Genomic DNA, 15387 nt, shown 5'->3' on the forward strand with positions numbered 1-15387 from the left:
GGCGCCGCCGAGGAGGGCCGCCGCGAGGTGCGGAGGCCGTCGGCGGGCATGCGGGGAAAAAGTCGTTCAGGCGGTGTCGAAGACGTCGTCGCGGGCCTGCGCCAGGGCCGACAGCAGGGCGCCGCTCAGAATGGGGTCGCCTTCCACGTCGCTCAGCCGCAGCAGCGGGCGCGGCAGTGCCAGCCCGGTCAGCTCGGCCTCCACCAGGGCGCGCAGCTCCTCGCCGCCCGTCTGCGGTACGGCGCCCGACAGGACGACGAGCTGCGGATCGACCACGGCGACCACCGCGGCGATGCCGGACGCCAGCCGGCGGGCCGTCTCGGCGCGGACCTCGGCATCGGCCAGGGCGTCGGCGAGCGGGGCGCCGCCCGCCAGGGCGCGCACGGCGGGGACGGACACCAGGCTCTGGAACCCGCCGCCCGCGTGCTCGGTGGCGTACTCGCCGGGGCCGCCGCGGGCCAGCGGGGCGCCGGGCAGCGGCATGTAGCCGATCTCGCCGGCGCCGCCCGTCGCCCCGCGCAGCAGGATGCCGTCCACGACGATCGCGGCGCCGGTGCCGTCGTCCACCCACACGAGGGCGAAGTCGTCGTGGTCCTGGGCGGCGCCCTCGTGCTGTTCGGCCATGGCGGCGAGGTTGACGTCGTTCTCGATCGTCACGGGCGTGCCCAGGACCTCGGCCAGCTCGGCGCGGAGCGTGCGCGAGTGCCAGCCGGGCAGGTGCGGGGCGTAGCGCAGCTCCCCGGTGCGGGGGTCGAGGGCGCCGGGGGTGCCGATGACGGTGGTGTGCGGGTCCCGCGGGCCCAGCCCGGCCGCGGACAGCGCGGTGTCCACGGCTTCCTTGACCAGTTGCGCGGTGCGGTGCCGTACGTCGTCGGCCACGGAGTCCGCCTCGACGCGGGCCCGCCCCACGACGGCGCCGGTGATGTCGGCGACGACCGCGGAGATGCCGTGCGGATCGGCCGACAGGGCCGCCACATGGGCCGCCGACGGTTCGATTTCGTACAGCAGCGCGTTGGGGCCCGGTTTGCCGCGCTCCTTGCTGCGGGTGCGTACCAGGCCCATCTCCGCGAGCCTGCCCAGTAGTTGGGAGGCGGTCGGCTTGGACAGGCCGGTCAGTTCACTGATGCGGGTGCGGGTGAGCGGCCCGTGGGACACCAGCAGGTCGAGTGCGGCGCGGTCGTTCATCGCGCGCAGCACGCGGGGGGTGCCCGGAGTGCCGGATATCCCGCCGGGGTCGGCGTGTGTGGCCACGGTGGTGCCCCTGTCCGTCCGGGCCACCCGGGCGACGGTGCACGGGTGGCGGGTTCGTTAGGAAACTTTCCTATCGATGGCGGGAACCTAGAACTCCGGTGACGGCCACGTCAATGGCCGACGACGGCCGCAACCGAGCCGTGACCTGACGAACACCTCGCGCCGGTTCTCTCCAGGGGACGCCCGAGCGCTCACTCGCGGCCCAGATCACGGCGCATCCGTGCCCGCAGCTCGGCGAAGGCGTCCTCCCAGCGGTCCCGCAGCCGCGCATAGGCCGGGTCGGTGCGCACGGCTCCGGCCTGGAGCAGGTCGCGCATGTCGCGCAGGGTCCGGAAGGCGGCGGTCGATGCTTCGACAACGTCGTCCGGTGCCGTGACGGCCACCTGGTAGCGCAGCTCGTAGGCGCCGCCGTCGTGGAAGGCGCTCAACGCGCGCGCCGACCGGTCGCCGGCCGGGGCCTCGGTGTCGCGGGCCGTGGCGCGCAGTTGGGAGCGGGTGCGGGAGAGGGCGGCGAGGTACTCGCCGTACAGTCGGCGCCGGTCGGCGTGGTCGGCGCTCGCACGGTCGCGCCGGGATCGGACCCATTCGGCGGTGAGGGTGGAGACGACGCCGATCAGACCGCCGGTCGCCGTGCTCGCGAGGGTGGACCAGTCCATTGCCGCAGCATAGGGAGCGGGGCACCGGACGCCCGGGCGCGTGCAACGCACGTGCAGCCGCGCTCACTTCCGCCCCAGCGGACGATTCTTCCCACTCACCGACCATTGCTCCGGGGCAGTCACCCACTTTAACGTGACGTGTCTTCATCAATGAGGGCGCATCGTTCGTGCACGTCACAACGGAGGTCCGATATGCCCAGCACCCTGTTCGATCTCGACGTCGAACTCGTGGAGTCCACCGAGCGGGAGACGGTGAACCCCGAAGCCGCCCGGGAGCTCGACGAGAACGCCGCCCTGACCCCGACCACCGTCAACACCTACGGCCTCGGCGTCGCCATGTGCGTGCCGTGCTGCTGAGACTCCCAGCCGCTGCGACGCACCACTGAGCGACGACCGAACGACAGCTGAACGACCGCTGAACGACCGCTGCCCACCGCACGGCCCGGGCCGGAGGTGGGCGGCGGCCCGCGGCCGGGCCGGACGAGGGGGCAGGTGTGGGAACGGGGCGGACGCCGCCGGACGAGGAGTCGCGGGACGTCTTCCGGGCGGCGGATTTCGGCGTCGTACGGATGGCCGCGCTGCCGCGCACCCACCCGAGCCTGGCGCGCACGCTGACCACCGGACAGGAACCGGGCGGCCCGCCCTCCCCGGCAGGCGGCCCCGAGAGCGCCGGACACCTGGCCTCCTACGTGACGGACGTGGCCGCCGACCCCGTGGTCCGGGAGGCCCTCGACGCCTCCAGCGCCTCCCTGGCCGGCACCCTCACCAAGCTGGAAGCGGGCGTCGCGGTACCCGCGGCCAGACTGCGCCGGGCCGCCCTCGCCGTCACCCGCTACGTGGTGCGCATGACCTCACGCCCCACCCCCTTCGGACTGCTGGCCGGCGTGGGCACCGCCCGCTTCGGCGACCGGCCGGCCGTGCGGATCGGCACCGCGCACCGCAGACACGCACGCCCCGACGCGGCCTGGCTGGACGACATCGTCGCCCGGCTGCACCACGATCCGGCACTGCGCGACGGGCTGCTCGTCGTCACCAACAACCTGTGCTTCCGGCGGGGCGACCGGCTCGTCCTCCCGTATGTGCGCGCCGGGCGGGACACCCCCGCCGAGCAGCCGGTGCCGCACGAGATGACGATCGGCAACGGGCCCGTCGTCGAGGCGGCCGTCGAGGCCGCCCGGCAGCCCTTGCCGTTCGCCGAGCTGCGCGCGGCCCTGCGCGCCCGGTTCCCCCAGGCGCGGGCCGAGGACGTCGACCGCCTGCTGACCGGGCTGATCGACCGCGAGGTGCTGCTCACCGACGTACGTGCCCGCCAGGACCACCCCGACCAGCTCTTCTACGTCAACAGGCGGCTGCTGCGGGCCGGTTCGTGCGGCGAAGAGCCCTCACCGCTGGCCAGGGGACTGCGCCGCGTCGAGGAACGGCTCGCCGCCTACTCCGCAGCCGCGCCCGGCGCCGGCCGGACCGCATGGCACGCGGCGCTGGACACGATGCGCGAGGTGTACACACTCGCCACGGGCGGCGCACCCACCGGCACCCGGCCGCCCGTGCACGTGGACCTGCGCACGGACAGCGACGTCCGGCTGCCGGGGACGGTGCGCGACGAGGTGGCGCGGGCCGCCGGCGTGCTGTGGCGGCTCGCCCCGGCCGACGGACAGTACCCGCAGCTGACCGAGTACCACCGCGCGTTCCTCGACCGGTACGGCACCGAGCGGCCCGTGCCCGTACGCGAGGTGCTCGACGCCCACCGCGGACTGGGGGCCCCGGCCGGATACCGGGTGCCGGCCGGTGACCGCGGCGGCGACAGCGCACCCGCGACGCCCTACCCGGCAGCGCGGGACGAAGCACTGGGCGAGGCCCTGCACGAGGTGCTGGTCTCGGGCCCCGGCGCCGAACTCGTGCTGGACCAGTCGCTGATCGACCGGCTCGCACCCCGGGAAGCGGGCGCGGCACTGCCGCCGGGCACGCTGGACCTGTGCGTCCAGCCGCTCGCCCGGTCGGTCGCCGCGCTCGCGGAGGGCGACTTCCGGCTGCTGGTCTCCAACGGTTCCTACAGCGCGGGCGCCATGGCCGGCCGTTTCGCCGCCGCCCTCGGACTGGAGGCGGAACTGACGGACCTGCACCGTCAGGCGCCGGGCGACGGCGGCACCGGCCCCGAACCCCCGCTGCCCGTCCAGCTGTTCTTCCAGCCGCGCCACGCCCGGTCCGCCAACGTCGCCCGGGTGCCCCGCCTCACCGGACACGCGGTCTTCGCCGGCTGTTTCCCCGACCCCGAGGCGGGCCCCGCCGACATCGTCGCCCTGGACGAGCTCGCCGTCGCCGCCGACGGGGAGCGGCTCTTCCTCGTCCAGGCCGCCACCGGGCGCGAGGTGACCATCCTGCGCCCCAGCATGCTGAACATCGTCACCGAGGCCCCCAACCTGGCCCGGTTCCTCGCCGGGATCGGCACCAGCGGGCTGCGGCCCTGGGCGCCCTGGCAGTGGAGCCGGCTGGAGGCGCTGCCCTGCCTGCCCCGGGTGCGGTACGGCCGCACGATCCTGGCACCCGCACGCTGGCGCCCGCCGCCCGCACTGCGTGATCCCTCGCTCGACGGCAAGGAATGGGTGCGCGCCCTCGAACAGTGGCGGTCCCGCTGCCATGTGCCCCGCGTGCTGCGGGTCAGCGTCCTCGACCACCATCTGGACCTGGACGTGACCGCACCGGCGCACCAGGAGGTGCTGCGCGGCCAGTTGAGGGGGCGTCATGCGCCGCTGGTGCAGGAGTCGCCGCTGTCGGACCCCGAGCTGCTCGGCTGGTCGGCCGGACACGTCACCGAGGTCGTCGTCCCCCTGCTGCCCGTCCGGCCCCGGCCGGCCGCTCCCCGCACCCCCGCCCCGGCCACCGCCCGGGTGCGGCACGCGCCCGGCGGCGAGTGGCTGTACGCCAAGCTGTACGCGGCCCGCGACCGGCTCGACACCCTGCTCGTCCGGGATCTGCCCCCGCTGCTGGAGCGGGCCGGCACGGACGTGGACCGCTGGTTCTTCCTCCGGTACCTCGACCCCGCACCCCATCTGCGGCTGCGTCTGCACGGTGCGCCGGACGCGCTGCGGGGACGCGTGCTGACGGCCCTGCACGAGTGGGCACAGGCCGCCATGGCGGAGGGACGCTTGCGCAAACTGGTGCTCGACACCTACGAGCCGGAGACGGAACGTTACGGCGGGAGCGCGGCCCTGCCCTGGGCCGAACGGCTCTTCCACGCCGACAGCCGCCTGGTGGCCGCGCAGCTGGCGGCCCGCGCACACGGCGACGGCGGTCCGCCGGTACCGCTCGAGACGCTGGCCGCCCTCGACCACGCCGCGCTGCTCGACGCGCTCGGCGACTGGGACTGGTGGACATGGGTGCGCACGGCATGCCCGCCGGAGGCGGAGCACGAGGTGCCCGCGGCCCGGCGCAGGGCCGCCGTACGGCTGGCCGGCCGGCAAGGCGGTGCGGACGACGCCCTGTCCGCCGAACGCGCCGGGCTGGCGAGGGCCGCAAGGGACTACGGGCGGGCCCTCGGCATCGGCACACAGGGCCCGTCCGCCGAGCGGGGGGCCGCCGTCGCCGGAATCCTCCACATGCACGCCAACCGCCTGCTCGGTCTCGACCCGGCGGCCGAACGGCATGCCTTCGGCATCCTGCGCAGCATGGTGCGCGCTTTCGAGGGGAGGGCGAGGCATACGTGAGCACCGATCCCGCAGGACAGGGCCCCGCCGCGGTCGCAGCCGCCGGCCGTGCTCCCGGCCCGGAGCGAACGGCACTGCGCCGGGCAGCCGCCGAGGCCGTCACCGAACTCGCCGCGCGGCTGCGGGACCCGGACGCGGTGGTGGCCGCCACCGTGGCGCAGGGCAGCCACGCGGAGGCCGGCGGCACCCGGTCACCGCTGTGGGAGGCGGGCTCCCTCAACCGGGGCCACCCCGCACTGGCGCTGCTGTACGCCGAACTCGGTGCGTCCGTCACCGGAACGGGACCCGGCGCGGGCCACGATCCGGAGCCGCACCGCAGGACGGCACACCGCTATCTGGAGCTGACCGCCGCCGCCACAGCGCGGCAGCCGGTCCACGGGGCGTTCGCCGGGGTCGGGGCGCTGGCCTCGGCGGTACGGGTGGCGGCGGGGGAGGGCGGCTACACCTCGCTGCTGCGCCGCACCGACGCCCGGATGGCCGCCTACGCGCACCGGCTGGCAGCCCTGCACTCCGCCACCCGCCAGGCGGGTGAGCCCACGTACCCCGCCGTGGTGGACGTGCTCAGCGGGCTGAGCGGCGTCGCCCGCTATCTGCTGCACCGGCGGGACGCGGGCCCGGCCGAGGAGAGGGAGGACAAGCGGACCGCGCTGCGTACGGCGGTCGCCTCCCTGGTGTCCCTGCACGCACCGCTGCGGGTGCGGGGGGTTCAGGTGCCCGGCTGGTGGTACGGGGCGACCTCGCGCACGCGAGTCGCGGAGGAGTTCGCCGACGGCCAGGTCAACTTCGGCCTCGCGCACGGCATACCGGGCCCGCTGGGGCTGCTCTCGCTGGCCTGGGAGGAGGAGGTGCGGGTACCGGGCCAGGCCGAGGCGATCACGGCCATGGCCGAATGGCTGCTGGCCTGGCGCGAACACGATGAGGCCGGACCGTACTGGACCCCGTATCTGCCGCTGCGGTACTACGCCGACCGCGACGGCCACGGCACACCGCTGCCCGCCCGGCCGTCGTGGTGCTACGGCGCCGCCGGTACCGCCCGCGCACTCGGCATGGCCGGCCGCGCCCTGGACCGGCCCGCCTGGACCCGCGCGGGGCTGGACGCGGTGCGGGCCATGCTGCGCAGACCCGCCGGCACATGGGGCATCCAGGATCACGCCCTGTGCCACGGCTGGTCCGGGATGCTGCACCTGCTGACGCTGTTCGAGCTGGACCATCCCGAGGCCGGGTTCGGCCCCGCGGCGGACGAGATGGCCGCACGGCTGCTCGGCGGCTTCACCCCCGCCGCACCCTTCGGGTACCGCTACCACCAGCCCGCCGCCCGGCTGCACCTGGACATGCCGGGTTTCCTGGACGGCGCCGCGGGGATCGCTCTCGCCCTGCACTCCTACGCCGCCGGCCGGGCCCCGGCCAGTGGCTGGGACACGCTGCTGCTGCTCAACTGACGCTCGCCCCGGGCGAGGAGAGGTACTGCGCCACCCCCTCGCCCAGCGACCAGTCGGCCGAGGTGTTCTCGGTCACCGTGACGAACACGTTCCGCGGCTCGGTGCCCGCGTAGGCGTGGGCCAGTTCGGCGATCCGCCGGTAGAGGGCCTGCTTGCGTCCGGGTGTGCGCCCGGCGCGCATCGTGATGGCGACGAAGACGATGCCCTCGTCGCGCCGGATGCCCAGATAGTCGCCCCAGCGCAGGCCGGAGTGGGTGCCGTCGTGGCCGGTGAGGACCTGGAAGTGGTCCTCCGGCGGGACGGCGAGCGTCTCGACCAGCGCGTCGTGCACGGCGCGGCCGAGCGCGTCGAGCCGGTCGCTGTCGGTCCGGTAGGCGTCGATACGGACGAACGGCATGGCGGTTGCCTCCCCTGGTCTGTACATACCAGTAGGTACAGTACCGGCATTCGGCCGCACCGCAGCGCGCGACCCCGCCGTCCGAGGCGCGTCCCCGCAATCCTGGACAAAGGGCGGTAGACCATTGTCGTATGGCTTCGAAGCGGCTGCACGGGCCTCAACGGCCCGCCCGGCGACGGGACGCCCGGACCGGCAAGGGCGGCTCCCGGTTCGCGCTGCGCAGCGTCGCGGGACAGGTGTTCCTCCTCCAGCTGGCGATCCTGCTGCTGCTGGTCGTCGCCGCCACCCTCATCCTGGCCTGGCGGGCGCACCAGGCCGACATCCGCAACGCCCGCGAACAGGCACACGCCTGCGCGGGCGGTGTCGCCGCCACCCCCTCCACCGCCGCCGCCCTCCGCTCGCCCGATCCCACCGCGGGACTGCAGCCGCTGAGTTTGCGGGCGACCCGCGCCTGCGGCGTCGACTTCGTCACCGTCCTGGACCGCGCCGGCGTCCGCCTCTCCGACCCCGCCCCACACCTCATCGGCACCCGCGCCTCCGGCGACTTCAGCAGGGCGCTGGACGGAAAGGCCTACACGGAGAAATTCCATGGCGAGCCCACCGACTCGGCCCGTGCCGTGGTCCCCGTCCGCGATGCCGACGGCCGAGTCATCGGCATCGTCACCGCCGGGGTCGATCTGTCCACCGTCGCGGCACAACTGGACGACGAACTGCCCTGGGTGACCGCCGGAGCCGCGATCGCTCTCCTGCTGGCCGGCGGCGGGGCGGCCCTGGTCAGCAGGCGGCTCGGCCGCCAGACGCACGGCCTGGGCGCGGCCGAGGTCACCCGCATGTACGAACACCACGACGCGGTCCTGCACGCGGTCCGTGAAGGGGTCCTCGTCCTGGACGGCGAGCGGCGGCTGCTGCTCGCCAACGACGAGGCCCAACGACTGCTCGGCCTGCCGGAGAAGGCACTGGGCAGGCACGTGGGCGCGCTCGGCCTCGCCCCGGGCGTCGGCGATCTGCTCGCCTCCGGCCGTGCGGCCGACGACGAGGTGCACGCCGTCGGCGAGCGGCTGCTGGCCGTCAACCAGCGTCCCACCGGCCACGGAGACGGACCCGCCGGCACCGTGGCGACCTTCCGCGACACCACCGAGCTGCGTGAGATCGCCGGACAGGCGGAAGGCGCCGCCCAGCGTCTCGACCTGCTCTACACGGCCGGACTGCGCATCGGCACCTCCCTCGACGTGGTCCGCACCGCGGAAGAGCTCGCCGACGTGACGGTCCCCCGGTTCGCGGACGTGACCACCATCGACCTGCTCGACCCCGTCATCGACGGCCGGGAACCACTGCCCGGCCCCGCCACCGCCCGCCGTGTCGCCCTCCGCTCCGCCGGGAGCGCCCACCCGCTGGAGGACGTCGGCAGCCGCCCCCGCGTCCCACCCGTGGCGGTCGACGACGAGGGGGAGACGGTGACCGTCTTCGAACCCGACCTGGCGGCGGCCGACGAGTGGCGTGCCACCGACCCGGAACGCGCCGAGCGCATCCTCGCGGCGGGTTTCCACTCGCGGATCACCGTACCGATGCGGGCCCGGGGCACCGTCTTCGGGCTCGCCGGCTTCTGGCGCCGCGACCAGCAGCCGTTCCAGCCCGAGGACCTGGCCTCCGCGGAGGAGCTGGTCACCCGCACGGCGGTGTGCGTCGACAACGCCCGGCGCTACGCGCGGGAACACAGCATGGCCGTCACCCTCCAGCGCAGCCTGCTGCCCGGCCGGCTGCCCGAACAGAACGCCGTCGACGCCGCCTACCGCTACCTGCCCGCACAGGCCGGAGTCGGCGGCGACTGGTTCGACGTGATCCCGCTGCCCGGCGCCCGCGTCGCCCTCGTGGTGGGGGACGTCGTCGGCCACGGGCTGCACGCCGCCGCCACCATGGGGAGGCTGCGCACCGCGGTGCACAACTTCTCCTCCCTCGACCTGCCGCCCGACGAACTCCTCGCCCACCTGGACGAACTGGTCGCCCGCATCGACCAGGACCCCACCCGCGGCGCCGACACCGAGCCGGTCACCGGTGCCACCGTGCTCTACGCCCTCTACGACCCGACCTCCGGGCGCTGCCACCTGGCGCGGGCCGGGCACCCGCCGCCCGTCCTCGCCCACCCCGACGGGACCACCACCGTCCTGGAGGCACCCGCCAACCTCCCGCTCGGGCTGGGCACCTCACCCTTCGAGATGCGCGAGGTGACCCTCCCCGAGGGCAGCCGGCTGGTGCTCTACACCGACGGACTCATCCGGATGCGCGACCGGGACCTCGACGAGCGCATCGACCTGCTCCGCAGCGCCGTCGGACACGTCCACGACGCGCCGGAGGAGACCTGCACCGCCGCGCTGGAAGCGCTGCTGCCCGACCGCTCGCTCAGCGACCGGGACGACATCGCCCTGCTCGTCGCCCGGACCAGCAAGCTGCCGCCCGACCGGGTGGCCGAGTGGGACGTCCCCCTGGACCCGGAGGCGGTGGCGCCCGTACGGGCGGCCTGTGTGCGTCAGATGACCGCATGGGGCCTGGGGGAGACCGCCTTCACCGTCGAGCTGATCCTCAGCGAACTGATCACCAACGCCGTCCGCCACGGCGCGCCCCCCCCGTCACCGTCCGCCTGCTGCGTGACCGGTATCTGACGTGCGAGGTGTCCGACGCCAGCAGCACGGCCCCGCATCTGCGCCGGGCCACCTCCGCCGACGAGGGCGGCCGGGGCCTCTTCCTCATCGCCCAGCTCGCCCAGCACTGGGGCACCCGCTACGGGCCGCACGGCAAGACGATCTGGGCGGAGCTTCCCCTGCCCGACAGCCCGGACGACGCACCCGTCTGAGGCCGCCGCAGGGTGGGTGTGCTCACGCGCGCGGGAACGCCAGGCTCAGCGCGAACCTGCCCTCCGGGTCCGTCCACCACCCGGCCTGCCGCCAGCCGCCGGCCGTCAGCTCGTCCCGCACCCCCTCGGGGCGGAACTTGGCCGAGATCTCGGTACGCAGCTCCTCACCCGGCCGGAAGTCGAATCCGGCGTTCAGCGCGGGCACCTTGACGCTCAGCGCGGAGCGGGCGCGCAGCCGCATCTCGATCCACTCGTGCTCCGCGTCCCAGAGCGCCACATGGTCGAAGTCGTCCGGATCGCAGTCCGCGCCCAGTTCCCTGGCGAGTACACGGAGCAGATTCTTGTTGAACCGGGCCGTCACACCCCGGGCGTCGTCGTAGGCGGCCACCAGCACCCGCGGGTCCTTCACCAGATCGGTGCCCAGCAGCAGCGCGTCATCCGGGTCGAGCAGGCCGCGCAGCGCGGCGAGGAACGCGGCCCGCTCGGGCGGCAGCAGGTTGCCGATCGTGCCGCCGAGGAAGGCCACCAGACGCGGGCCCGGGCAGGCGGGCAGCCGAAGACGTGTCTGGAAGTCGGCGACCACGGCGTGCACCCGCAGCCCGGGGCGCTCGGTCAGCAGGGCGTGCCCGGCCGCCTCCAGCGCGCTCTCACTCACGTCCACCGGCACGTACAGCAGCCCGCCGGGCAGCGCGTCCAGCAGCAGCCGGGTCTTGAGCGACGAGCCCGATCCCAGCTCCACCAGGGTGCGCGCTCCTGTCAGCCGGGCGATGTCCCCGGCGTGCCGGGTGAGGATCCGGTGCTCCGCGCGGGTGGGGTAGTACTCGGGCAGTGTGGTGATCTCCTCGAACAGTTCGCTGCCCCGCGCGTCGTAGAACCACCGGGGCGGCAGTGCTTTCGGGACGGCCGCGAAGCCGTCGGCCACATCGGAGGCCAGGGCGGCGGCCGTCGCCCCCTGCGGCAGGGCACGGGTCAGGATGAAACGGGACGAACTCACATGTCTCTCCGTTCGCTTCACCGCACATGCGGCGGACTGCGGATGAGGGGCGGGCGGCGGCCCGCGGGTCAGGCGAGGGCGGTCAGCCCGACGTGTCCGGAATCCCCGGCGAGCACATGGCCCTCGGGCACGGACCGCCACTCCGGGTCGGTGTCGTACGGCTCGGACGCGACGGTCAGCGACACCCCGGGACGCGGCAGGTACCACAGGGACTCACCGGCCGCCGTCGCGGCGATGCTCCGGCCGTCGGTGACCAGGAAATTGAGCCGGGAGCCCGGCGCCGCCCGGGCCAGCTCGGCCGCCACCCGGGCCACGGCCCCGGCCGGCGGCTCGCCGGCCCGCAGCCGGTGCAGCACCAGGGCCCACACCAGCGCCGCATCGGTGCGGGCCTCCACCTCCAGCAGCTCCCGCGTCGACAGCACGCGCTCCGCCACCGCCGCCACCGAGGCCGGCCAGCCGGTGACCGCGCCGTTGTGGCTGAACAGCCAGCGTCCGGCACCGAACGGGGCGACCGCCGCCTCCCCGCCCGCGCAGCCGTCGGTCGCGTCCCGTACCGCCGCCAGCAGGGCGCCCGAGCGCACCACCCGGCACAGGTCCGGGAACGAGACGTCGGCCCACACCGGCCCGGTGCGCCGGTACCGGGCCGGCCGCGGGTCGCCGGGGGCGTACCAGCCGACGCCGAAACCGTCCGCGTTCACCGTGCCGTGTCCCTGCCGGCGCGGCGCCCACGACTGCCGTACGAGGGAGAACTCCGGCCGCGCCAGCACCTCGCCCAGCGGACAGGGCGGACCGAGGTACGCCAGGTGCCGGCACATCAGCGGCCGGCCCCCGCGCTACCGTGCCGGGCCGCGCCCATCGTGCCGCGGCCCGGCACAGCGGCCCTCACGTCTCCTCCCGGCGGAGCGAGCGGGCCGTCCGGAAACCCGAGAAGATCTGGCGGCGTACCGGGTAGTCCCAATTGCGGAACGTCGCCCGGGCCACCACGGTTCCCACCCCGAAACCCCCGCCCCGCAGCACCTTGTGCGCGGACCCGAAGAAGACCTCGGAGTACTCGCGGTAGGGGAAGGCGCGGAAACCGGGGTAGGGGAGGAAGTCGCTCGCCGTCCACTCCCACACGTCCCCCAGCAGCTGCCGCGCCCCCACCGCCGAGGCGCCCGCCGGGAAAGCGCCCACCGGGGCGGGGCCCAGATGGCGCTGCCCCACATTGGCGTGGTGCGGGCCGGGCTCCTGCTCGCCCCAGGGGAAGCGGCGGCTGCGTCCGGTCGCCGGATCGAGGCGGGCCGCCTTCTCCCATTCGGCCTCCGACGGCAGCCGCCGGCCCGCCCACCGCGCGTACGCATCGGCTTCGTACCAGCTCACGTGGCACACCGGCTCGTTCTCGGGCACCGGCTCGCGCACCCCGAACCGGCGCCGCCACCAGCCGCCCGCCCCGTCCCTGTGCCAGAACAGCGGGGCCCGCCAGCCGTGGCGGTTCACCTGCTCCCAGCCTTCCGGGTGCCACCAGTGCGGCCGGCGGTAGCCCCCGTCCTCGATGAACCGCAGGTAGGCGCCGTTGCTGACCGGCACCGTGTCGATGAGGAAGGCCGGCAGCTCGCGGCGGTGGGCGGGGCGTTCGTTGTCCAGCGCCCACGGATCGTCGTCGGTGCCCATGGTGAACGGACCCGCCGGCACCAGCACCTCGGCGGGCAGCGCGGCCACGTCGGCGGGGGCCGGCGGTGGCGGGGAAGCGGTCAGCGCCGCCGGGCCGCGGCGCAGCTGATGGGTGATCAGCATGGTCTCGGCGTGCTGCTGCTCGTGCTGGGCGATCATCCCGAACGCGAAACCGTCCCTCAGCAGCCGCCCCGCCCCCGGCCCCGACCCCGTGAACCGCGTCCGTTCCAGTACGCCGAGAACCCGTCCGCGCACCTGCGCCAGATAGCCCCGGGCCTCATCAGGGGGCAGCAGCGGGAGGGAGGGGCGCTCGGCGCGGGGGTGCTCGAAGGCGTCGTACAGCGTGTCCACCTCCGGGCGGATCGCCGCCTGGCCGCCGGCCGCCCGCAGCAGCCACTGCTCCTCCTGGTTCGCGATGTGGGCCATGTCCCACACCAGCGGGGACATCAGGGGCGAGTGCTGGGCCGTCAGCTCCCCGTCCGCCACACAGTCCGCCAGGCCGAGGGTGCGGTCGCGTGCCGAGGTGAGAGCCTCCAGCGCGCGGGCGCGCAGCCGGGCGGCGTCGTACGTGCTGCCGGCGGTCATCGGGTGCCCTCCTTTCCCACGGCTGCCGGAACAGGGGGCGGGGCCGGGCAGTCCGCGTCGAGGGTGTCGTCGGCCGGGCAGCGGCCCTGTGCCACATAGCGGGCCGTGAACTCCTCGACGGCCGTCACCACCGACCGGCCCGCACCCAGCCGGGGCAGTGCCTCGCGGGCGGCGGCGAAACACGCCCCCGCCGCCGCGCGCAGCTCCGGGTCGCTCAGCCCGCTCCTGGCCGCACGTTCCCACAGCGTGTTGCGCGGGGCCCGCCCGGCGCCGCCCAGGGCGGCCAGCGGACGCACGGCCCGGTAGGCGGTCTCGCTGGCGACCGCGTCGTCGAACAGCGCGGTCGCCACGGCCAGCGGCACGATCCAGCCGTCGTCGCCCGGCTGTGCGTCGATCATCCGCAGCTCCAGATGCCCCCGTGGACGTACGGGCGGGAAGAGGGTCGTGAGGTGGTAGTCGAGGTCCGTCAGACGCGGCGGCCTGCCGCCGCCCGGCCCAGGGGGACGCCGTACGCCGCCCGGCCGGGGCGGCGCGGACCAGCGCCGGACCCACTGGCGGAAGGTCATCCCGTCCGCGGGCACCGTCCAGGGGCCGTCGGGGGAGCGGACGCACAGCACCGGGGCGTCCAGCGCGTGCCGGGCCCACAGGGTGCGCGGGTCGCCCCGGCCCACCGGTGCCGGGGCCAGATTGCGGTAGCCGTCCAGGGCCGCCCACACGGCCTGCCGTCCCGATCGCCAGCCGGCCCAGGTGCCCTCCCGCAGCGGCGAATTGGCGAAGGCGGCCAACAGCACCGCGCCCAGCACATGTGCGAGGAACCAGCGTCGCCGCAGTCCGAACGGGCCGGGCCCCGGGGTACCGGCGTCAAGGCAGACCTGCACGGAGGCGGAGGAACACATCATGATCCGGCCCGCCGGGCCCGTACGGTCGAAGAAGCGCTCCATGGCGCGGTAACGGGGATCGTCCAGCAGCCGGGTGCCGCCCCGGTCGTCCAGGCCCCGGCCCACCAGCCGGATGCCGTGCCGGCCGAGCCGGGCCCGGGCGGCGGCCAGATCGGCGCCGACCGCCTCGACGCACGCGGGGAGGGATTCCGCCGGCCGGGAGCTGAACTCGACCTGGCCGCCGGGTTCGAGGGAGATCAGGGACGACAGCTCAAGCCCGCGAAGCTCGGCCACCGCCGCGTCCAGGGCAGCCGCACCGACTGCCGCGTCCTGCCGCACACCCCTGTGCGGGGGTGCCGTCCCCGACGCCGGTGCGGTACCGGTGTGGGGGTGGACCAGCCATTCCAGTTCGACGCCGACCCGGCGCGGTGGGCCGGTCTTGAAGCAGATGCCGCGGACCCGGGCCAGTGCGGCCTCCTCCGTCAGCAGTTCCCGTGTCCCGTGCGACTCGATGACGGTCATCGCCCGCCCCCTCGGCCCAAGCGGTCATGCGGTACCGGACGTGAGCTCCTCGGTTCCACTGAAACCGACAAGCCGTCCGCCGTTCAAGACCGCCGGGCGCACGCACGCCCCACGGGGGGCGGTTCTCGGCCAGGCCGGTGCCCCGGGCGGGCAGCGGCGGGCCGGGAAGGTCAGGCGGTCGGGCCCTGTTCCCCGTTGGACCGGCCGGTGACGGAGCGGGAGTCCCCGTGGTACTGCGGGTCGATGGCGTTGGCCGCGCCCAGCGCGGTGAGCAGCCAGGCGTCGTCGCGGGTGCGCAGCCGGGCGGCCTCGCGGTGCGCCAGCGCGGCCTCCAGTTCGTCGAGGGCTTCCGCCAGCCGGGGACTGTCGGGGCCGCCGGCGGAGGCGTCCAGGACGCGCTGCCGCGCCTCGGCGACGCCGGCTTTCGCGTCTTCGTAGATCAGGTCGAATTGAGCCTTGTCCGGGT

General features: G+C 75.0%; 11 protein-coding genes and 1 pseudogene. 4 read left to right on the forward strand and 8 right to left on the reverse strand.

The genetic code is table 11. The annotated features are described in order from the left end of the window. Nucleotides 1–66: 66 nt before the first annotated feature. Both IO40_RS0131030 and IO40_RS0131035 read right to left on the reverse strand, forming a co-directional pair. Nucleotides 67–1185, reverse strand: coding sequence for an ROK family transcriptional regulator (locus IO40_RS0131030; protein ID WP_174500711.1), 1119 nt, complete (start codon nt 1183–1185; stop codon nt 67–69). Nucleotides 1186–1442: 257 nt separating this feature from the next. Further along, nucleotides 1443–1907, reverse strand: coding sequence for a hypothetical protein (locus IO40_RS0131035; protein WP_016471460.1), 465 nt, complete (start codon nt 1905–1907; stop codon nt 1443–1445). A 192-nt stretch (nt 1908–2099) separates the two neighbouring features. Here IO40_RS0131035 and IO40_RS38120 point away from each other — a divergent pair, with 192 nt between their 5' ends. From IO40_RS38120 to IO40_RS0131050, 3 genes are all read left to right on the forward strand, one after another. After that, on the forward strand, nt 2100–2264 hold the full coding sequence (locus IO40_RS38120) for a hypothetical protein (protein ID WP_016471461.1): 165 nt from the start codon (nt 2100–2102) through the stop codon (nt 2262–2264). Between the two features lie 137 nt (nt 2265–2401). Continuing rightward, nucleotides 2402–5608 carry a lantibiotic dehydratase gene (locus IO40_RS0131045; RefSeq protein WP_051719328.1) on the forward strand — a complete coding sequence of 1069 codons (3207 nt, stop codon included), beginning with the start codon at nt 2402–2404 and terminating at the stop codon, nt 5606–5608. Further along, a complete protein-coding gene (locus tag IO40_RS0131050; RefSeq protein WP_016471463.1) occupies nt 5605–7047 on the forward strand; it encodes a lanthionine synthetase C family protein in 1443 nt (480 codons plus the stop codon). The genes IO40_RS0131045 and IO40_RS0131050 overlap by 4 nt, the downstream gene beginning before the upstream one ends. Here IO40_RS0131050 and IO40_RS0131055 read toward each other — a convergent pair. Further along, complete coding sequence (locus IO40_RS0131055; protein ID WP_016471464.1) at nt 7040–7444, reverse strand: tautomerase family protein; 405 nt, start codon at nt 7442–7444, stop codon at nt 7040–7042. The two genes, IO40_RS0131050 and IO40_RS0131055, sit on opposite strands and share 8 nt — an antisense overlap. Before the next feature lie 131 nt (nt 7445–7575). Between IO40_RS0131055 and IO40_RS39535 the strand changes: the two are divergent. Next, a pseudogene (locus tag IO40_RS39535) lies at nt 7576–10292 on the forward strand (SpoIIE family protein phosphatase). Between the two features lie 22 nt (nt 10293–10314). Here the strand turns inward: IO40_RS39535 and egtD are convergent. The 5 genes from egtD to IO40_RS0131085 form a co-directional block, all read right to left on the reverse strand. Beyond that, the gene (egtD, locus tag IO40_RS0131065) at nt 10315–11286 is read right to left on the reverse strand and encodes an L-histidine N(alpha)-methyltransferase (RefSeq protein WP_016471467.1); all 972 of its coding nucleotides are present in this window, start codon (nt 11284–11286) and stop codon (nt 10315–10317) included. Nucleotides 11287–11354: 68 nt separating this feature from the next. Further along, nucleotides 11355–12101, reverse strand: coding sequence for an ergothioneine biosynthesis protein EgtC (gene egtC, locus IO40_RS0131070; RefSeq protein WP_016471468.1), 747 nt, complete (start codon nt 12099–12101; stop codon nt 11355–11357). Nucleotides 12102–12168: 67 nt separating this feature from the next. Beyond that, nucleotides 12169–13521, reverse strand: a complete 1353-nt coding sequence (gene egtB / locus IO40_RS0131075) for an ergothioneine biosynthesis protein EgtB (RefSeq protein ID WP_016471469.1) — start codon at nt 13519–13521, stop codon at nt 12169–12171. Continuing rightward, nucleotides 13518–14921 carry an ergothioneine biosynthesis glutamate--cysteine ligase EgtA gene (gene egtA / locus IO40_RS0131080; protein ID WP_016471470.1) on the reverse strand — a complete coding sequence of 468 codons (1404 nt, stop codon included), beginning with the start codon at nt 14919–14921 and terminating at the stop codon, nt 13518–13520. The genes egtB and egtA overlap by 4 nt, the downstream gene beginning before the upstream one ends. Before the next feature lie 170 nt (nt 14922–15091). Further along, nucleotides 15092–15387, reverse strand: a 296-nt coding sequence (locus tag IO40_RS0131085; RefSeq protein ID WP_244190327.1) for a hypothetical protein, incomplete at its 5' end; no start/stop codon positions are given.

Source organism: Streptomyces albus subsp. albus (assembly GCF_000725885.1).
Classification (GTDB): domain Bacteria; phylum Actinomycetota; class Actinomycetes; order Streptomycetales; family Streptomycetaceae; genus Streptomyces; species Streptomyces albus.